This is a genomic window from Ochrobactrum sp. EDr1-4, from assembly GCF_049199085.1.
Lineage (GTDB): Bacteria > Pseudomonadota > Alphaproteobacteria > Rhizobiales > Rhizobiaceae > Brucella.
Map to the genome: position 1 here is coordinate 42,067 of NZ_JBLZOF010000011.1, position 19,564 is coordinate 61,630.

Below are 19,564 nucleotides of genomic sequence, written 5' to 3' on the forward strand. Positions count from 1 at the left end.
TTTCAAAAGTCTAAGCACCTTCTGAATCGCATTTCTCAGAAACGTTGTCAATGATTTTAACGACATTTTTGGCGTGCTGGACTCTTTTGCCTAAATTTAGAGGGCAAGGAAATGCAAATTCTGGAGGCTGTCACGGCTGCATTACGCAGTCGAATGACTCAACGCGTCTCGACATCTGAGCCATCAGGTGAGGGCATAAAGAAATGGGAACTGTATCGGCATCTCTGCATCGCAAAGGCTGACTACAGCCTGAACGACCGTTGTCTGACTGTTCTCAATTCTCTGCTGTCATTCCTTTCCGATGACACAATCACATCGAAATCAAAGCTCGTTGTTTTTCCATCCAACAAGCTGATTTCGCAGCGCGCGCATATGATGCCTGAATCCACATTACGTAGACATCTGACATCATTGATCGCCGTAGGTATTATCACACGCAAAGACAGTCCAAACTTTAAGAGATACGCGTACAAGAGCAGGGAAGGGGAGGTCGAGCTGGCATTCGGTTTCGATTTCTCACCGTTCTTTGCAATGGCATCTGAAATTAAATCTGCAGCAGACCGCATTCTTGATGAACAGAGAGTTGTGAAGCGCTTGCGTGATGAAATCTCGATCACAGCAAGAGAGATGGCAAAAAACTTCACAGATGCCGCGGTAGACGGCTCTGACAGCCGTTATATGCAATTCCGCGATGTCGTCAATTCAATCCCTAGAAAGGCTTCTCTGAATAAATTGAAGGCGATTAAGGCTAATCTCGAAGCCGTTTTTTCAGAATTGGCTATCACACTGAAAAATATCAATAATGCTAAAGAAATGAGCGGCAATGGTGCTCAAATTGAGCGGCATATAGAGTCCCTTACTGAACCCCTTTTAGAAGAAAAAGATGATTTTTTAAACGTGAAAGAGATGACATCTGAAGCTGCTGATCAGAAATCGGATGCCTCAAAAGCTGGAACCATTTCTCTTGATCTCGTTCTCAGAGCTTGTCCTGATATCAGTGCTTATTCACCAGCTGGCATAAAGAGCTGGAGAGACCTCACAGATGTTTCAAAGCTGGTTTCGGGATTTCTTGGAATTTCACAAGCTGCTTATATCGATGCTGTTCGGATTTGGGGCATTGAGAGCGCTTCAGCGGTCATTGCTGGCATTCTTCAGAAGAGCATTGGGATCGTGTGTCCTGGTGGGTATTTGCGGTCTCTGGTGCAGAAGACGAGGGCAGGGGGCTTTTCGGTGAGCGAGATGCTGATGATTGAGTTGAGAAATCGGGTTTATCAGTGAAGTCGATTTTGCGTTGAGCTTGCTAACGATGATCTAAAGTGTAGTCTGATCAACATCACTGGAAAAATAACGGGGCGGGATATGTCTGATATCATCAAAACAGAAGTCGAACACATCAAAGCTAAGATTGAAGATATTAAAGCTAAAATTCATGCTCGCGCTGAACAGCCAGATCATGAACGAGAACAAGAAGATGCAGCAATACGCATGCAGCTGAATGATATGGTCGGCCAAATTAATGCAATTCTTCCGCATTGAAATTGTCGATAATGATGGCGGTTAAGCTGCGTTCTGCGAGAATTAACTATTGAATAGTCATCTAAATTGACATGCTTCAGGCCGCAGTGTGAAATCAGATTGCTTGGACATTAGACAAGGGGGGATTGAATGCGTAAAATTGGATTGTGTTTGATTGCATTGATGGCCATTTCAGGATGCACATCAACTGAAAAAGATCTCAGCATCGGTACAGTTGCAGGAGCTGCCGTAGGTGGTATCGCTGCCGGCGGTGAAGGCGCACTCATTGGAGCTGGCGTAGGAGCTATCGGTGGACTTTTGGTTCGTGACCTCCGAAACGGTAACTGCCAATACCGTAATAGCAGGGGTAAAATTTACACTGCACCTTGTAAGTAACGAAACTTACGTTGTGTATTGGAGCGGTAGCTCGGGAAAATTGCACAGCTAAGATAAGTGGCATTTCTGCTTAACTTCGGCTTAGATGCCAAGAAGCGGAGATACCATAACGAGATGCCGCAGCCCAAAGCATAGCCCAGCTTTTAAGGCAAAAGTTGGGCTAGCTGCGATAAGAGGCGAGCCGTATTATCCCAGCAGTTTGACGTGTATCCACGCCTACAAAGCGTATTCGCAGTGCGAACTGGCATCTGCCAATTTGGCCCTTTACAATAGCCGACGCTCACATTGATCGCTTGACCGGCAAACACCGGCGCATTGCATTAAAAAATCCCCTTCTTATCAGGCTGTTGAACGTCTTTCCTTTCCATGGGGAAATCGAACAGGATTTTTGGCCATAGACTTTCATGCTGTTTACTATGGCAAGACGTATTGAAGGGCTGAGGCTAGAAATTGCCCGTTTAAGTCATTGTCAAATGCCCGATTACATTTGACGCTGGGTGGTTCCGAGCATTGATGAGGCATTATAGTGCGAGTGGTAATGATAAAACACAGGTAGTTTTGGTGGCTGTCACATTGTTACTTGGAACTGGAAAAATGCTCTGTGATGACCATGATGAGGGTCTCGTAGAGTTCAGCATTGTGAGCGGTGCTGATGGTCAGGATATGACCAGGCGTGGCAAGATGTGGGGGAACAAAAAGGCCGTTGTGGCTGCAATGAGTGCAACGAAGATAGTGCTTATCCTGGCTGACTCTGATGAAATGCTTCTCCTCGATGTTCGGGATCTGGATCGTGACGGTGGCGCGTTTTTCACGGTTTTACAAACTGATCCGGTGTAAGTCACACGGCCGTAAACATCAGTTGATCACGTGGTCGAAGATAATCGATTTGAACTCCGAATTCAGTAAAATCGGGATTTTGCGGAAAAATCAAGGTTTGAAGAGATACTTCGAGGTTGGGGGAAAGTTCCTTGCCGTACAGTCAGCCAGAGAGGTTGGATGAACCAGGGGCAGCGACCACTATGCGGAACAAATGGAACAAACTGGACAAATGAGAGTAATCGCTTTATATTGAGCTGCAGTAATATGGAGTTTACCCATGGCTAGTCCAAATATGCAGGCCAACCAGAGTGGCCGCACTGACGTAGCAGATCGTGTCACCAACAAAGTCACAAATGCTCTTAAAGGTGATAAGGCATTTGAGGCCGGTACGCTTGCGCTTTCGGCACATATTGCTGGAGCTGCATCGGCAGCCGTTCTTGACCTTCCGCTAGAAGCACGTCAGGAACTTCGGAAGCGTCAGGCCGAGTTGACGCAGGGTATCAACCGACTGATTAAATCCTTTGGCAATAAATCGAGTTTCGGCAAGATTAAGCTCACGAGACCTGATGGTTTCGAACCCTCCAGGGGGGAGGGTCTTGGTGCGGTCGTGTCCGAGGAAGAAGGACAGCGACTGCTCGATGAAATCGCTGTTGCCCGAAAAATTGAAGACTGGGCCGGAGAAGCTATAGGCGCAACTGAGCTCAGTCGCGACTATGGTATCGCGCGCTCGACGCTCCATAGGTGGCAGCATTCTAATGAAGTAATTGCCCTTCTGAAGGGGACTAAAAAACATGTCTATCCGACGGAACAGTTTATTGATGGGCATCCTGCAAAAGGAATTTCCACCATTATCGATCTGATCGGCAGTCACCGAATTGCCTGGCTCTGGTTGCGTCAGCCGAATCCGGTGCTGGGCGGACGTAAGCCAATTGATCGCCTCAAGCAGGATCGCTTTGATGAAGTGGTCGATGTTGCTCGTGCATATTTCGATCCGCACTAATGCTCGATCCACACATACTTCAGCAACTCGCCGTTCGAGTAGATGTCACCAATTATGTGCGCATTCTTCCGCGCATTTTTGCAGCATCACCATTAGGAATGGGGTTTGGTCTTACGCGTTTTTCTAGTTCGAAGAATAAATTCCAACTGCTCTACCTTGCGCAAAATCCGATTACCGCGGTCGCGGAGACAATAGTACGAGACAGGTTTGAAAAGACAACGGACCGGATCCTTCTTCGTGAAGAGCTTGATCGCTATTCAATTGCCCTGATCCGTAATCCAAGACCGCTATTTCTGCTCGATTTGCGCTTTGAGGGTGCCAGCTTGCTAGGAATATCAACAGATACGGTGCGTGCAAAAGCGCAGGCGGCAGGTAGACGGTTAAGTCAAGAAATCTACGATCGTACCGAATTCGATGGCATCATTTATATGTCACGTATTACAAACAAGGAATGTGTCGCGGTCTACGATCGGGCTGTTGATCCCAACCTCGCAACCGACGCTTCGGCCTTGAACTTAACAATGTTATCAAGCTTGAGTGATATTTTCGAAACGTTGTTCGTGACCTTAATCGCAGAACCATAACATACGATATTCAGACCGGCTGAAAGCTTCAGCACGTTCAGCTGCGCCAGATACCAAATTGCTGGTGCGTCAGTCGGTCCGCGGTCCAGCCGCCATCGAAGGTCCATTTGATGGTGCGATGTGCCTGCCAGGATTGCTGGAAGCCACCCAGTTAGCAGAGAATGAAGGGGCAATGGCGCACATTATCGCCTGTTTCGATGATACCGGGCTTGACGCTGCCCGGGCGCTCTCGCACCGGCCTGTGATTGGCGTCGGAGAAGCCGCTCTTCACTTCGCAAGCCTTGTTGCGCAGGAATTCTGTATTGTCACTACACTGTCCCGCTCTGTTCCCGTCCTGCGAGCGAATGTATTGCGCTACGGCTTCGAGCGCCGATGCCCGCAAATTCTTGCAAGCGATATTCCCGTGCTCGATCTGCACCGCCCTGAGAGCGGCGCCAAAGAGAAAATCGCTGAGCTCATCGAACTAGCAGTTAATAACGGCGCAGAGGCTGCCATCCTAGCCTGCGCCGGGATAGCCGATTTCGCAGCAAGCTTGCAAAAGAAACTTGGCATCCAGGTGATCGACGGGGTGAATGCGGCTGTACGTATGGCTGAAATGCTTGCCAACTCCGGGCATAGCCCCTCAAAGCGGGGTGGCTGGGCCTATCCCGTACGGGCGGCAGAGTTTCCGACAATCTAGCGACGCGGCGTTTCCCTTTTGGGCGTCGATACATCATCGATAAGCTCGACCATATGGTCGATCCTGCGGAAGCGTTCTGCGCTGAGATCATCCAGCCGGGCTGCAACAGACCATGTCAGGTAATCTTTTATCGTCACAGCTGCTGGAAAGGAATTGAACGGTGCCAGCGAGTGACAACGGCAACGTATAACGTGATCGGCAGCTTTTGCGCTCTCAGATGCACTTATGTCCGTGATCAGCACTACTCCACTTCCGCTTGCGCGAAGCTCGTTCAACAGAAGGGCAAGTTTGCGTGGGCGGCGACGAAAAGAGAAACAAATCACCAGGTCGCCTTCATGGATACCTGATAGTTCATGCGCCATTGATGTGCCTGTTGCGGGCAGAACGCGAACGTCTTCTCTTATTAGGCTGAAATAGTGGGCTGCGTAGTGTGCGAGGCCAAAACCATTACGCATGCCGACAATAAAGATTCTCCCAGCCTTGATACAGCGCTCGTAGATCGCTTCCAACGTTTCCTGAGGAATGCCATCGGCGGTTGCCCTGATATTGTCCATATTCGTCTGGACCACTATAGCCAAAGAGGGTTCATCGTTTGCATTTTGTGCTTTATCGATGGCTCCGCCCTGAGGCGATCCCCAATGGGAGGCCTCGCGGATTTGCCGTTTAGCTTCCGGATACGATGAATAGCCAAGCGTTCGAATCAGCCAGGCCGCAGTTGCCGAAGAGACCCCGCCTTTTGTGCCAACTCACCAGCAGTGTAGAGCCCCAATCCATCTGATGCTCGAGCATGACGTCCGCCAGACTGCGCTCCGAGGGAGTTAGGCCCGAATATACTGTATAGATTCATGCCTCCAACGATTTTGTCGATTGAGCAGTTTGCATAAGCAATGATCCATCTCCAATAAGTTCAGATTCCATCTCTGTGATTTGATTGTCGGGAGCAATAAGGCAGAGAGGGTACGTGTGGCGAGCTTGACGTGATAAGAGCTATCTTCGTGTGGTGTCTACGAGAGTCAGATTTAGCAGATGGCGGAAAGCATGCCTGCCCTTTAAAGAAAAAAGGGTGGCACGGAATGCATTCTTCCAAAGAGAGGCGACGCTACCCCGCACGTCAAGACTTCATGATTTTGGAAAAGCGGTTGTGTTGCAAAAATTTGATTTGTTTTGAGTTCCTGAGTTACAAGTTGGCCACACACCGAATTTATGGGATGCAGGTACAGATATATTATATTCCGCGTCAGTACCAAAGAGGTGAATATATGGCTCGTTCGAAAGACGTCGTCTTCACGATGAAACTCGAAAATGAACTTCGTGATGCGTTTATGGCAGCTGCCGATGCTGAAGACCGCCCTGCTTCGCAAATTGTTCGCGAATTTATGCGCCGATTTGTAGCGGAGCGTAAGCTTGCAGCGGAACTTACTTCAGTCACGCCTGAGTATAGGGAATTTCTAGAAGCTAAGGTTATGAAAGCTCGCTCTCAGATGAAAGAGGGTTTAGGCGTGCCAAACGCTGAAGTTTCGGCTCATTTTGCTAAGATGCGGGAACAGCTTGCGTGACAGTTTATTGGCTTCCGGAAGCCATAATTGACCGCCAAGAGATATTTGACTACGTTTCAACTCGTAATCCTGCATCGGCTATTGGGTTAGATAATCGTTTTGAGAAGGCCGCTAAAGATCTTGAGTTCTTTCCTGACATGGGTGCACCCGGCCTAATGCGGTACTCAGGAGCTCTATCCCCACGCGAACTATCAGCTCGTTTATGAAGTTCAGGGATCTGACGTCTTCATCCAGGCAGTCGTACACCGGGCACGTCAGTGGCCGCCGATTAGTCGGGGTTAGCTGACTTAGCCAAAGTCTTTGGAAATCGCTTGGTGGCTAATTCACCTAGCGCTTTCCAATCGACATCGGGTGGTGGCTCCTTCGTCCTGTCGTCAGATGTTTTTTGGGCATAGTACGTGAGTGATAAGTCACGCATGGCAAGCATAGGACACGGAGAAGATGACAAATCATAGCATTGGCGTCGACATTTCCAATTCCCATCTGGACGTTTAAAAGAGAACCGCCCAATATGGGCATGGGCGGCATAGCACCCGCACAGAAACTGAGAATGGCTACGTGAATTCCATCCAAAAGCCCCATTAAATGAGTGGGCGCTGCAGTTAACCGGGGCTTGATTACCGCCATGAAACGTCGAGATTTTTTGTTCGGAGCCGCCGCCATTGGCGTGACGGCTCCCTTACTGTCGAAGGCCGCCATTTCACCGCTGCACGCCGCACCGGCCGCGCCGCAGAATGCCAGGATTGCCCGGTTAGCGATTTTTCCGGCCATCGGCTTTTCGCGGGTCGGTAATTCGCCGCAATGGTTTGCCGCGCCGGAAGTGCCCGGTTTGCTTGATGAACCGGAAGGCGGGTTTAAAGATGACGCGGGTCGGCTGAAAAAACAGGTCCAGCGCTTCCGCATCTTTGCTTATGACGATCAAGGTCGCGTTATTCGCGCGCTTGGAGCCGCTGATGGCATTGAGTGGAGTGTGCATGTCGCCAACAGCAAGGCTGCTTGGTATGGATTTTCCAATGCGCTGGACCGGGACAGTGATGCGCCCGGCATTGCCGAACCGTTGCGCAATGCACCGGTCCCGATGGATCAGCGTGCCGGCATGCTGATCATTGATCCGGGTGTGGTGACAATTTCGGGTCCGTCCCGCAATACCGCCGGTGATGATGCCACCTGTCGTATGGCGGGTAAATTCTGGCAGCGTATGGATGTTACGCTTGGCCATTTGCGCACCGATGATAATGCCCATTTGCTGGTCTTTCCGGGCGATGGTGTGTCGCGCACTGCTATCGAACAAAACCCGGTCCGCGATTTTACTAATAATGATGGCTGGCATGATGACTGGTGTGATGGCTGGGTTAAGGCCAGCGTAGTTATTGACGGTGTGCGGCATGATTGCGACCCGGCCTGGGTTGTGAGTTGCGGACCGAAATTTGCGCCGCAGCTGGAGCCGATTGTAACGCTCTATGATGCGGCGCGCAGCGCCATGGAAAAGCTTGGCCAGATGGAGCCGCCTGCCGACCGGGTGTCGTTCCGGCGCGACGTATATCCGATCCTGCGCCGCACAGGCAGCCTGCAATGGGTGGCAGCAGCTTCCTTCCTGGGGGCTGCCTGGACCGACATCGAGGACCTATCCGACCTTGACGTGCTGGGCCGGCTTAATCAGGCGACCCCGGCGGCGCAACAAGCGCGCGAAAAAGTGGTTGCTGCGTTTCGCAAGCCGGGCGGTGAGGACCGCCGCCCTGATGCTCTGCCCAAAATGCTTGGCGATGGTGTCAATTACCCTGACAGCGCCCATGCCTGGCTGACGCTGACCAATAGCCAGTACCACACGCTCGAACTTTGGGCGGCTGGCAATTTCGACGATGATCTCGATGATGCGGAGGCCAATGCTGTACTCCGCATTGACGATTTGCCGATCGAGTTGCAGCCGGAGGCACTGACCCGGGCCGCGTTGGATGCCTGCTCGGGCGGCGCCTTTCATCCGGGCGTCGAGATCACCTGGCCGATCCGCCATCCGGAACTCTACCTGGGTCGCAATGAAACACCATTGCCATTCCGGATCGCCATTTCGTCGCGCCCCGGCCTGGTGCAAAATCTTGGCCTGCAGCTCAATCCCGTCAATGTGTTCGCCGGCAATGCTGCGGCGCCGCACGATGGGGCACCTATTGGTGCGCAGGCTCCCGGCGATCTCACCCGCTGGATGGGCGTGCCCTGGCAGGGCGATGCGTTCAGCTGTCAGGCAGTGCAGACCGCCGATGGTTTCCCCACCCCGGTATGGTGGCCAGCCCTGTTACCGGTCGATGTGCTACCCGAAGCTTTCTATCGCCAGTTGATGCGCAGCGATCTCAGTGATGAGGCGCGGCTGCGTTTTTATCATAGCCGGGTGGCCTGGGCGCGCGGGGCGTCCGGCATCGGCCTGCACGTTGAGGCCGGTTATACCGATGGCCTGCGCCGCATGATCGAATTGTGGACGCGCATGGGTGTATTGGTGCGCCGCCCTGGTCCGGCCGGACTGCCGGGCGTGCCGGAAAATCTCTATGTAGAAGTGCAGCGCGGTTCCATGGATCTTTATGCCGGCAAATAGCACCAGGCAGGCACGAGGTTGATGGCATCGGTCATTGTCGCGGGTGACGGGGTCGCTGGTATGACGGCTGCACGCTGGTTGCAGTTGCAAGGTGTTGCGGTCACGCTTATCGCACAATCGGCCAAAATTATCAGTCGCGGCGAGACCCTGTCGCCGCGCGCCCTGCCGCTTCTGCAGCGGCTTGGCTGGGATACGCTGCTTACGTCGTCACGGGCACTCGCGAACGAGGGACGGTTTTCGGTATGGGGCGATGACCGACTGCGCAAAGCCGATCTATCCGGCGAAGGGACGAGTTACCATATTGACCGGGCAGGGCTGGAAATGCAGATGGCGAAGGGGCTTGCCAGTGTTGAGCGCTGCCACAGCAGCGTCCAGTCGATCCGGCACGAGCCCGAGGGCGTGACTTTGCGGCTTGCCAATGGTGAAATCCACCGGGCTACCGTGCTGATCGATTGTAGCGGTCGTGCCGCGCTCAGCAGTGGAGACCGGGCTAACCGCCGCCGTCTCGACCGGCTGGTGGCACTGTGGCGGGTTTTGCCGGTGGCCGATGACGTGGACATTGCACCGGTCACTCTGGTGGAAGCAACGCCATCCGGCTGGTGCTATTCCGCTCCCATGCCCGGCCAGCGCCTCATCCTTGCGGCTTTTACTGATACGGATCTGGTTCCTTCCGGCGCAGGCCGCACGGCGCGCCCATGGAAGGCACTGCTGGCAGCTGCACCTGCGACGGCGCAGAGGCTCGCCAGCCTTGCCACGGATCTGGATGATTTGCCGCCGTCACTGGCAGCGGCCTCGACGGTTATTTGTGAAAGGCTGCTGGAAGGCCGTATCATCCGGGCTGGCGATGCGGCAGCGGCTTTTGATCCACTGGCTGCCAATGGACTGGTAACGGCATTTTGGAGCGGCATGCAGGCGGCCGATGCAGCAATTGCCCTGCTCAACGGCGACAAGACCGCTGCACAGCGTTATGAGGCGGCTTTTCTCGATGGACTGGCCACCACGCTGATGACGGGTCAATCGCTCTATGCAAACGAGCGGCGTTTCAACGATCAGCCGTTCTGGGCCAGGCGGCACTGACTGTTGAATGCCACCACCATTCGAGAGTGGATAGTGCTCGTCACAGGGCGCTGTTACAAAATGGGTCTGCTGGGATGGACGCCCCACGGACGGCCTTGATGTGGCAAAATAGGTTTCTTAAGCACGGTGTTGTCACGTTAAGTTTTTTTGGCCGGAAATCTCAGCGGCTCGTAGATCTTCAGGCGACACAGGCCGCAAGTTTCGTGCGATCTGAGGTCCGAACCTTGCGATCCAACGACGAACTGTTTCGTTTGACACGTCAATGCCGCGCTCCGCCATCATTTCCTTCAGACTGCGAAGCCACCTATTATAAACCAGATATCATCGAAAACACAGCAGGATGACAGATTTATCAAAATGGAGACCCTTGAACATCCGAAATACTCAGCTGATCAAAAGCCAGGATACTATCACCTCATCCATTGACGGAAAGTTTGAAACACAACCGTTGGAAGTTGAGTATAGATATTTATTGAAAATGTATCTTCAAAACATAACATCAGTCTAACTCAGCGCGAGGCTTCATGGCACCGGTCATCAGAGCAACTGCATCCGACATCGAATATTCTTTTGGATCCACCACTGTCAATCTACGACCAAGACGATGAATATGGATGCGATCAGCGACTTCAAACACATGCGGCATGTTGTGTGAAATCAGAACAATCGGCATGCCGCGCGCCTTCACGTCCTGGATAAGCTCCAGAACGCGACGAGATTCCTTCACACCAAGCGCTGCGGTTGGCTCATCCATAATAACAACCTTGGAGCCAAAGGCTGCAGCGCGCGCGACAGCAACACCCTGACGCTGACCACCTGACAGTGTCTCAACCGCCTGACCAATATTTTGAATGGTCGTCAGACCAAGTTCGGAAAGCTTTTCACGCGCGATCTTTTCCATCGCGCCACGATCCAGCATGCGTAGCAATGAGCCAAGTGGACCTTTACGGCGAATTTCACGCCCGAGAAACAAATTATCCGCGATGGAAAGTGCCGGAGAAAGAGCAAGGTTCTGATAGACAGTCTCGATACCCGCTTTGCGCGCTTCCATTGGCGAATGAAAATTAATTGGTTTGCCGTCAAGCATGATCTCGCCCTCGTCAGGGCGTACAGCACCTGACAAAGCTTTGATAAGCGACGATTTACCTGCGCCATTGTCACCGATGACGGCGAGAACTTCGCCCGGATATAGGTCAAAATCGGCATGATCAAGAGCGGTGACGCGTCCATAGCGTTTGACAAGACCACGTGCAGAAAGAACAGGTGTAACGGAGGTTTTCATGCGGCAGCCTTTCTAATCCACTGGTCGATAGCAACGGCAGCGATAATAAGAACGCCAATCAGCAAATAGGTCCATTGCGGATCAGTTCCCCACAGGCGTAAGCCGAGTGAGAAGACGCCAACAATCAGCGCGCCAAACATCGTGCCGAGGATGGACCCGCGTCCACCGAAAAGCGAAATCCCGCCGATCACCACGGCTGTGATAGATTCGATATTCGCAAACTGCCCGGCGGTCGGCGAGACAGAGCCGAGCCTTCCGATCATAGCCCAGCCAGCCAGTGCGCAGATGAGACCCGCCAATATATAGACCGACATCAGGATTGGTTTTACGGAAACGCCCGATAGTTTCGCCGCTTCCGGATCGTCGCCTATAGCATAGACGTGGCGTCCCCAAGCCGTATGGTTGAGAACAAACCACAGCAGCAAAACCAGCAAAACCATGGCAATAACACCATAGGTGAAGACCGCACCACCAACGCGAATACTCTCACCAAAGAATTGCAGTATCGGAGCTTCAGCAGTGATTTCCTGCGCGCGAATGGTTTCATTCGACGAATAAAGGAAATTCGTTGCCAGAATGACTTGCCACATACCGAGTGTGACAATGAAAGGCGGCAGTCGGACATAAGCAATCAAAAATCCATTGATAAAGCCGCAAAGCGCGCCTGTTGCGAAACCAAAGAGAATGGAAAGTTCAGCTGGCAAACCATAGCGGAACGTAAATTGCCCCATCACGACAGAAGACAACACCATGATCGCACCAACAGACAAATCGATGCCCGCAGTCAGGATCACCAAAGTCTGTGCCGTTGCGATGATACCTGTAATCGCAACCTGCTGAAGAATGAGCGTCAATGCAAAAGCTGAAAAGAATTTTCCGCCAAGCGTAATGCCAAAAATAAGCAAGGAAATAACAAGCACAATCAATGGCACAGCTGCTGGATTGTGATGCAGGAAATGCCGCAGGCGATAGAGAACAGAGTGATCGCCAGCATCGAAAGATGCGACATCGCGCACGCTTTCAGACAGCGACTTCTCATATTCTTGCATTGATGGTTTTACGGAGGTGTTTGTCACCTGAGGCTCACTCATGTCTATCTCCTGCTTAATTGCGCAAGAGCATCCGGCAAAAACTGCCGGATGCATTCAATCGAGAAGCCTTTAGCCCCAGCATTTACCGAGAGCCGTTTTGGTGTCGATTGACTCCACACCTTCAACCGGCTTGTCAGTGACGAGTGCCACGCCCGTATCAACGAAGGTTTTGCCTTCCGTTAGTTTAGGCTTTTCTCCGCTATCCGCGAACTTTTTGATCGCTTCAATGCCAAGTGCAGCCATCTGCAACGGATATTGCTGTGACGTCGCACCAATTACACCTGCTTCAACATTCTTGACGCCAGGGCAGCCACCATCGATCGATACGATCAGTACGTCTTTTTCGCGGCCTACCGCCTTAAGCGCTTCATAGGCGCCGGCAGCGGCAGGTTCGTTGATCGTGTGTACGACATTGATGGTCGGATCTTTCTGAAGAAGATTTTCCATGGCGCGACGGCCGCCTTCCTCATTACCATCCGTCAAATCACGACCGGCAATACGTGGATCATCTTCGTCGCCGAGCTTGGTTTTGTCCTTCGGATCAATACCAAAGCCTACAGCAAAGCCCTGATCGCGCAAAACATCAACGCTTGGCTGCGACGCGGTCAAATTGAGAAAGGCTACGCGTGCATCTTTGGCCTTATCGCCAAGCGTTGCTGCAGCCCATTTGCCAACCAGTTCACCGGCAAGGAAATTGTCTGTTGCAAATGTTGCATCTGCGGCATCTGCTGGTTCAAGCGGCGTATCGAGCGCGATGATCAGAGCACCGGCTTCGCGCGCTTTTTGCAGTGCAGGTACGATACCCTTGGTATCGGAAGCCGTAATCAAAATACCCTTTGCACCATCTGCAATACAAGTTTCCACCGCAGCAACCTGGCTCTCGGAATCGCCATCGATTTTGCCCGCATATGTCTTCAGATTAACGCCAAGCTCTTTAGCTTTCGCTATCGCGCCTTCCTTCATCTTGACGAAGAAAGGATTGGTGTCAGTTTTAGTAATCAGGCAAGCGCCAACATCGGCGGCATTGGCTGGACCAGCCACAGCAGCAGCCACACCAAGCGTAAAGGCAGCCACGGCTGCCGAGAGAACTGTCTTCTTCATAAACTCCTCCCAGAGTGAAACCGGTTCCTCTTCCCCCGGCGTGACCAAAGCAAAACACGGCTTTGCAAGAGAGTCAATTAATAAATCCACTTGATTTATTAATCTGGTGTGTCACTCTGTCGAGGGGGAATTCCACTTAGTGTTTTTTGTTCGCGCACATGGAAATCAGCTAAGTTGATGTTTTTATTTAACATGTTCTAAAAAGAACGCTTTTTCCATTGCCTCGAATGAGATAGGCAAACTCAAGTTAAATATCCGGGACACTGGGAGAGGATATGGTCAGGCACACTTCAGAACGTGGAGCTGAGCAACGCGGCGATCTCGCCGCCGCAGGACCAGCTTTGCCGCAATTTGCGCAAACAGAAGCAAATATTGATCGTGGATCCAATCAGATCGGTGTCCGCGCTTATAACGAGCGTCTTGTGCTTGCCTTAGTGCGCCGACACGGTGCAATGGCGCGTGTCGACATCGCTCGGAAAACCGGCCTCTCCGCGCAAACAATTTCAGTGATTATTCGCGAACTGGAAAAGGACGGACTTATCACGCAAGGTGAACGCGTACGTGGACGCGTCGGACAACCGTCCATGCCTATGCGACTTGCCGCAGATGGCGTTTTCTCATTCGGCCTTAAGATTGGACGCCGAAGCGCTGAAATAATCCTGATGGATTTTCTGGGCCAAATACGCCAACGACGCCACATCACCTATGCTTGGCCTGTTCCCGATAAAATCCGCAGATTTGCTTTCGATAGTATCGATGAATTTACTGCCGCGCTTGATGCAGACAAACGCGACCGTATTGCAGGTCTGGGGATCGCACTGCCTTTTGAGCTTTGGAACTGGGTCGAGGAAGTGGGCGCACCCGCCGCCGATATGAACGCCTGGCTAGATGCCGATCTGATCAACGATTTCGGTTCATCTCTGCCTTTTCCAGTCTTTTTGCAAAACGACGGTACAGCCGCCTGTGGTGCAGAACTAACTTTCGGACGCGGACCTGAATTTACGGATTTCGTTTACTTCTCAATTGGATCTTTTATAGGTGGCGGCGTTGTGCTGAATAACACGCTCTATCCCGGCAGAACCGGCAATGCTGGCGCTCTGGGTTCCATGCCGATACGTATGCGTGAAGCAGACGATACGCGTGAAGCAAGCCAGCTCATTGATACAGCATCGCTTTTCGTTCTTGAACGGATGTTGCGCGAACAAAATATATCGTCTGAAGATTTATGGTTGTCGCCAGAACAGTGGCCAGATTTTGGACCATTGCTTGATGAATGGATTGCGTTGGCGGCACGTGGACTGGCACATGCCGCAGTTGCCGCCACAACGGTGATTGATTTTCCCGCAGCGATTATTGATGGTTGGCTGCCCACGGATATCCGTCAAAAAATTGTAGAGGCAACGAAAATTGAGCTCAGGCATATCGATCTGCAGGGTATTTCAGCACCTGAAATTCTTGAAGGGAAAGTCGGCGTTCACGGAAAGGCAATGGGGGCTGCCAGCTTGCCGCTCTCTCATCGCTATCTATTCGATCAAAGGGCAGTGTTACTTTAACGAGAGTGCCGAGGTCACTCATTCTTTGACGCATCTTTTGTGCGAATTCTCAGCCAAATTGGGAAGTTTGTAAGGCTTTTTGCGGGACAGAACACTAGACAGCCTGGAGTTACAACACCTCTATGTCCGGGATCGCTCCGATTAAAAATCGAAAGAGGGTCCAACCGATGCCATTGCATCGAGAAAGATATCGATCAAGGCTCCCAGCAGCAGGTTATTGAAGGTACAGGCTGCAGTCCTTTATGGCGTCTCGTTGGGACAAACTATTCTGAACGTCAGGCCGCGGAGGGATGGTAGTTCGGCTGTCACCTCACCCAATCATGTGCACCTAAGCGACAGTAACGCAGCAGAAATAAAAAATTCCGACAGAACCTGTATGGGTACGGAGCATGCCTCGACTGCTATTGTGTGGATTCCTCAGAGACCAGGGACCAGTCGCCTGGTGCTATTGGCGGTCTCTGACCCAGAAGGTCAGGGAAGCGGGCTTTTCGATCAATAGGCTTCTGTTTTCTAAAATGAAGGCAAACCAAGCATTAGGCCCGGCATGAGTGCGAAACATTTCTTGAATATTGCTTTTAAAATAGCTCGGGACTCGTCGTCGGAATGGATTTTCTGTTTAGTTTGGGAGAGCTCATATAGCGCCGAGGAAAAACCAGGACTATCGTAGAGGTAGTTCATGCATTCCTACGAATACTGGATGCGAATGGTTGCTCTCTACATGAGGTTTGACAAGCGTGCGAAGGCAACTATTCGCCAGCTGGGCTATGCACGATGTTGTAGCATTCAGCAATCAGTCCACACATGGGGCAATGTACTTCGCTCTCCTTCCATAGTTTGCGGGCGGACATCGATTTTTATGAAACCGAAGAACTCAGTGTTACTCATTGATAGTTCTGGCTATCAGCGTATGGTCATAGTGTCGTCACCGACGAATTTCCGTAGGCAGTGGCGGTTGTGGGATAATAGGTGCTCTTGCCTGGTATCAGGAGGAGCGTTTGAGGAAAAACCATCTTGCCCGTGATGTTTCCGCCGACCAATTTGATGGCCTTCGGTCTTTTTTCTAAATTGCCGCAGAAAGATTTACGCCTTGTGAGCGGTTGCGATTAAATATAGCTGAAATGGCTATTTGGCTTGCCGTTGAAAGCATGGAGGAACTTTTTCCAGTCAAACCGACGTGCTTCCTGAAGACGTTCTACACAGAGCCGTCATTGCAGCACTCAATGTTCAGGCTAAACAGCACGCGGAAAGGAAGAATAATTCCTCCCATTGATAGTCATGGGGATGCTCGAGCTAACTGATTTAGCCTGTAGAGAAATCCGGACTGCAGATATCTTACTAAGGTTCCTCTAAACGACGTACCAAGGCCATTATACCATGAGAGCCAGCACGCGACGTATTTCGCGCAAATCGCGTGCTGGAAGGAATAGTCTGGTCGAGATTAGGACGTTTAAATTTTCCCAAGGCGTTTGCGCAATTCCGCGTTCTCTGCGCGAAGCTTCTCAGCAAGCGCGTTGCGGAGCTTAAGATTTTCTGCTTCCAGGGCTACCAAAGTGGTGAGATCATCACCTGTATTCTTTGATGCAGGGGTGGACGATGCTTTACCGACTGCGTTCTTCCAATTGTAATAAGTCTGTTCACTCACTTCAAACTGCTGCAACGCGGCTTTAAGGGTGGTTGCTCCATCTTTGATTGTTTTTTCGATTGAAGCGAGAATAGATGTTCGCTGAGCTGGTGTATATTTCTTACGCTTGCTCGCAGCAGGCTCTGTTGTATCGGCATTTGATGCAATCACAGATTTGCTGGTGACTTTTGGTGCTACAACGGCTGGTTTTACTTCTGCCTTCTTTGTTTTTGAAACTCTGGCTTTCCGCGTAGCGCTTGCCTTTGGCTTATCTCCCGCGGGACCAGCATTTTTGATTTCAGTTACAGCGGAATTTGTATCTGCGATTGTTTCATCAGCCATTTAATGTTTCTCCGGTTTTATTAATCGGGCATTTCTCGATGGTATAGATTACAGATCTATGATAATTATGAGAATATCATCAAAATGATTTAAATCTATCTAATCAGGATACCTGATCATGTAGCATTTTGAGTTGGTGGTTAGTGTGGCAATTTTTCGAAATAATTTTCAAAATCGGTGCTTAGCGATCAGAGATTTATAAAATCAATTTATCTTTAGCGGAGTCATGTAAAACGGTGAAAAATCCAGTTCGCAATGTTGTCGTTGAATATAAAAATAAGCGTTCGCGCAAGGCAAATGGATCCTTATGGGGAGACCTTGATTTAAAATCGATTTCTCGTGAAGTCGAAACGGTTCTCCCACAGTCCGAGGTCAAGGGTTCAGCCCATTCTGATGTTTCTGAGTCGCTTGTAAACAAAGCGAAAAACACTGTTTGGGTTGATTTGCCAGTGATCGTGGCGGATGAGAAGTTTGAAGACGATCAAACCACAAGCGAGCCTGATGTTGTTGAAGCTGTAGAGTTTGAAATAGAGGTACCTGTTACGCATCCGTCGCCAAAAGCAGAGCCTTCTGAAAGCCCGTCCATCGAGCATAAAAATCCATCTGTTGAGAGCACAGGGATTGCCACCTCTCAACAACACCATAAAGTGACAACACTTTCGGTCACAGATATGGATCTGCGCACTGAACTAACGTTTCTGGAAAGTGAAAATGTTTCTTTGAAGAGAGAGCTGATTACCAAACTGCGTTTAGAGAATGAAAATTTGTCCGCGATGCTCGCACAAATGAGGCGACGGACAGCACATGAGACATAAGGCCGTCCCGTTCGGCCCGACAATTCCAGTGAATTCGTACTTATCGCGCAAAGATGACAAAAGTTCCTCGCGCTCGGGGTATAAATAAGCGATCATTCATTAATATGCTGGCTGCCGTTGTTGTTGGCATCCAAAGTTTTCTGGTACAAACACGGAGGTTGGTTGATGGCGAAATCTTGGGGAGCTCGTATCGTTGGGCGTCTGTTTGGCTCGCGATCGCACAAGAAAGCTGATGCTGAGGGAAACGAAACGCCCACTCTCGAGGATTCAGTCAAAGATAGTCTTCTGCAGCACGATTCAGAGCCTTACGAGGCGCTGTCAACCAAAGACAGTGAAAAAGACCTGAATCAATTTGAGCCAGAGACTGGCGATGAAGCTGCACCGACCAAAAGTCCTTCAGAGGCTCAATTGAATGTCGGCAAACCAGATACGGGTGAGATCCCAACCCTATCTGAAGAGCCGGGGAAAGAAAACGCAGACGAGCCCTTAACACGATTAAGCAATTCCGCACCAATGCCAAAGCCATCCCCGGTGCAGGTACACAAATCCCAAAATGGACCGCTGCTTGATAAGGCATCAGGAGTGGGCGTGGGCCCAGTAACCGATGAAACGTCCGACGGGAAAAGCGTCATCAGCAATAGTGGACGGAGGCGCAAACGTGATCATGGTGCGCAGAGGAAGGTTGCAAATGAGGTTCCAACAAAAGTACCTGCTAAAGCAGACATTAAAGCGCTCACTGATTTCAGGCTCGAAACTAGCGCAGATGAACTGGCATCCACTAAAGATACGGTGAAGGCTAAGAAACTGTCACCTCACGGGGATCTGCCTAGGGTCGTAGAGGAGAGAGAAGAGAAATCAGCAGCCCCTAAAGCCAAACTTTCAGCAATGAAACGCTCTCACACACAAAAGCCGAAGGCTATGGACGGACAGGTGACAGATGAGGAACTGGCAGAACTGGAAGCAGAGAATGCCCGGCTTAAGCTTCTTCTGCACGAAAAGCTTCAATCTAACGCTTTGCAATCATAAATAAGGAGCAGACTTTTTCGACAAAAATAGCGCGGTTGCTCAGGCGGTGATCTGCTACGTTTCCTGCATGTTTAAGCTCGGAAAGCAGCGCTCCGTGCTCAAAATTTTTGTTGTAAAGTCAGTCAACATCAATTTAACCATATAAAGTTTATATACTATGCTAATCATGTTTGGCTCGGATTTGATCGAAAACATTTTTTGCGAACTCAAACTGACGCGCTGTTCCACGCCCCATTGAGTTCTTTCCCAAAGTTTCTGTCAGAATGCCGCGTTGAACGAGCTGGTCCATGGTTTCAAGGACTCCACCGCGCGTCATACCCGTAATTTTTATGACGGATGCCAGTGTCAAAGGCTCATGTGCCTGATGCATCATGTAAAGCACATTCAACATACCAATTTGTTTGATGCGCGACTGAGGAGTCTCATCCTCTAGCGGCTTTTCCAGGATTTCCTGAACGCCAAAAAGGGCGAGGGCCTGATTTTGCCATCGTTCACTTAAATTGCTTGCCATTCTTTTAACTATCAA

General features: G+C 50.8%; 20 protein-coding genes and 1 pseudogene. 14 read left to right on the forward strand and 7 right to left on the reverse strand.

What is annotated here, in order from left to right; all coding sequences use genetic code 11:
- Positions 1–111: 111 nt before the first annotated feature.
- The 7 genes from repC to ACOZHT_RS21630 all read left to right on the forward strand — a co-directional run bounded on the left by repC (position 112) and on the right by ACOZHT_RS21630 (position 4,993).
- Positions 112–1,278 carry a plasmid replication protein RepC gene (repC, locus tag ACOZHT_RS21600; RefSeq protein ID WP_421566545.1) on the forward strand — a complete coding sequence of 389 codons (1,167 nt, stop codon included), beginning with the start codon at positions 112–114 and terminating at the stop codon, positions 1,276–1,278.
- An 81-nt stretch (positions 1,279–1,359) separates the two neighbouring features.
- Positions 1,360–1,536, forward strand: coding sequence for a hypothetical protein (locus ACOZHT_RS21605; RefSeq protein ID WP_339514936.1), 177 nt, complete (start codon positions 1,360–1,362; stop codon positions 1,534–1,536).
- Positions 1,537–1,665: 129 nt separating this feature from the next.
- Positions 1,666–1,911, forward strand: a complete 246-nt coding sequence (locus tag ACOZHT_RS21610) for a YMGG-like glycine zipper-containing protein (protein WP_339514934.1) — start codon at positions 1,666–1,668, stop codon at positions 1,909–1,911.
- A 594-nt stretch (positions 1,912–2,505) separates the two neighbouring features.
- Complete coding sequence (locus tag ACOZHT_RS21615) at positions 2,506–2,748, forward strand: hypothetical protein (RefSeq protein WP_421566546.1); 243 nt, start codon at positions 2,506–2,508, stop codon at positions 2,746–2,748.
- 259 nt (positions 2,749–3,007) lie between these two features.
- Positions 3,008–3,730 carry an antitoxin Xre/MbcA/ParS toxin-binding domain-containing protein gene (locus tag ACOZHT_RS21620; protein ID WP_339514930.1) on the forward strand — a complete coding sequence of 241 codons (723 nt, stop codon included), beginning with the start codon at positions 3,008–3,010 and terminating at the stop codon, positions 3,728–3,730.
- On the forward strand, positions 3,730–4,314 hold the full coding sequence (locus tag ACOZHT_RS21625) for an RES family NAD+ phosphorylase (protein ID WP_339514928.1): 585 nt from the start codon (positions 3,730–3,732) through the stop codon (positions 4,312–4,314). Before ACOZHT_RS21620 ends, ACOZHT_RS21625 begins: the two co-directional genes overlap by 1 nt.
- Positions 4,315–4,333: 19 nt before the next feature.
- Positions 4,334–4,993: an aspartate/glutamate racemase family protein gene (locus ACOZHT_RS21630; protein WP_421566581.1), complete on the forward strand. Its 660-nt coding sequence runs from the start codon at positions 4,334–4,336 to the stop codon at positions 4,991–4,993.
- Here ACOZHT_RS21630 and ACOZHT_RS21635 read toward each other — a convergent pair.
- The gene (locus ACOZHT_RS21635; RefSeq protein ID WP_339514926.1) at positions 4,990–5,547 is read right to left on the reverse strand and encodes a MurR/RpiR family transcriptional regulator; all 558 of its coding nucleotides are present in this window, start codon (positions 5,545–5,547) and stop codon (positions 4,990–4,992) included. The two genes, ACOZHT_RS21630 and ACOZHT_RS21635, sit on opposite strands and share 4 nt — an antisense overlap.
- Positions 5,548–6,066: 519 nt before the next feature.
- Here ACOZHT_RS21635 and ACOZHT_RS21640 point away from each other — a divergent pair.
- From ACOZHT_RS21640 to ACOZHT_RS21655, 4 genes are all read left to right on the forward strand, one after another.
- The gene (locus tag ACOZHT_RS21640; protein ID WP_421566547.1) at positions 6,067–6,549 is read left to right on the forward strand and encodes a hypothetical protein; all 483 of its coding nucleotides are present in this window, start codon (positions 6,067–6,069) and stop codon (positions 6,547–6,549) included.
- Positions 6,546–6,755, forward strand: a complete 210-nt coding sequence (locus ACOZHT_RS21645; protein ID WP_421566548.1) for a type II toxin-antitoxin system RelE/ParE family toxin — start codon at positions 6,546–6,548, stop codon at positions 6,753–6,755. The genes ACOZHT_RS21640 and ACOZHT_RS21645 overlap by 4 nt, the downstream gene beginning before the upstream one ends.
- Before the next feature lie 419 nt (positions 6,756–7,174).
- Complete coding sequence (goxA, locus tag ACOZHT_RS21650) at positions 7,175–9,130, forward strand: CTQ-dependent glycine oxidase GoxA (protein ID WP_339514922.1); 1,956 nt, start codon at positions 7,175–7,177, stop codon at positions 9,128–9,130.
- A gap of 21 nt (positions 9,131–9,151) precedes the next feature.
- Positions 9,152–10,207 carry an NAD(P)/FAD-dependent oxidoreductase gene (locus ACOZHT_RS21655; RefSeq protein ID WP_421566549.1) on the forward strand — a complete coding sequence of 352 codons (1,056 nt, stop codon included), beginning with the start codon at positions 9,152–9,154 and terminating at the stop codon, positions 10,205–10,207.
- Positions 10,208–10,414: 207 nt separating this feature from the next.
- On the opposite strand, the pseudogene ACOZHT_RS21660 reads toward ACOZHT_RS21655, so the two are convergent.
- From ACOZHT_RS21660 to ACOZHT_RS21675, 4 genes and pseudogenes are all read right to left on the reverse strand, one after another.
- A pseudogene (locus tag ACOZHT_RS21660) lies at positions 10,415–10,525 on the reverse strand (IS6 family transposase); the annotation flags it as partial.
- 181 nt (positions 10,526–10,706) lie between these two features.
- Positions 10,707–11,489, reverse strand: a complete 783-nt coding sequence (locus tag ACOZHT_RS21665) for an ATP-binding cassette domain-containing protein (protein WP_339514918.1) — start codon at positions 11,487–11,489, stop codon at positions 10,707–10,709.
- Positions 11,486–12,580: an ABC transporter permease gene (locus tag ACOZHT_RS21670; protein ID WP_421566550.1), complete on the reverse strand. Its 1,095-nt coding sequence runs from the start codon at positions 12,578–12,580 to the stop codon at positions 11,486–11,488. Before ACOZHT_RS21670 ends, ACOZHT_RS21665 begins: the two co-directional genes overlap by 4 nt.
- Before the next feature lie 69 nt (positions 12,581–12,649).
- Entirely contained in the window at positions 12,650–13,681 is a 1,032-nt protein-coding gene (locus ACOZHT_RS21675) for a sugar ABC transporter substrate-binding protein (RefSeq protein WP_339514914.1), read from the reverse strand.
- Positions 13,682–13,956: 275 nt separating this feature from the next.
- On the opposite strand from ACOZHT_RS21675, the gene ACOZHT_RS21680 reads away from it, so the two are divergent.
- Positions 13,957–15,234, forward strand: coding sequence for an ROK family transcriptional regulator (locus ACOZHT_RS21680; protein WP_339514912.1), 1,278 nt, complete (start codon positions 13,957–13,959; stop codon positions 15,232–15,234).
- 1,447 nt (positions 15,235–16,681) lie between these two features.
- On the opposite strand, the gene ACOZHT_RS21685 is transcribed toward ACOZHT_RS21680, so the two are convergent.
- Complete coding sequence (locus tag ACOZHT_RS21685; protein ID WP_339514910.1) at positions 16,682–17,197, reverse strand: transposase; 516 nt, start codon at positions 17,195–17,197, stop codon at positions 16,682–16,684.
- Between the two features lie 236 nt (positions 17,198–17,433).
- Between ACOZHT_RS21685 and ACOZHT_RS21690 the strand changes: the two genes are divergently transcribed.
- Together ACOZHT_RS21690 and ACOZHT_RS21695 are read left to right on the forward strand one after the other, a co-directional pair.
- Complete coding sequence (locus ACOZHT_RS21690) at positions 17,434–18,012, forward strand: hypothetical protein (RefSeq protein ID WP_421566551.1); 579 nt, start codon at positions 17,434–17,436, stop codon at positions 18,010–18,012.
- Between the two features lie 162 nt (positions 18,013–18,174).
- Positions 18,175–19,038: a hypothetical protein gene (locus tag ACOZHT_RS21695; protein WP_421566552.1), complete on the forward strand. Its 864-nt coding sequence runs from the start codon at positions 18,175–18,177 to the stop codon at positions 19,036–19,038.
- A gap of 160 nt (positions 19,039–19,198) precedes the next feature.
- On the opposite strand, the gene ACOZHT_RS21700 is transcribed toward ACOZHT_RS21695, so the two are convergent.
- Positions 19,199–19,549, reverse strand: coding sequence for a transcriptional regulator (locus tag ACOZHT_RS21700; protein WP_339514904.1), 351 nt, complete (start codon positions 19,547–19,549; stop codon positions 19,199–19,201).
- Positions 19,550–19,564 lie beyond the last annotated feature (15 nt).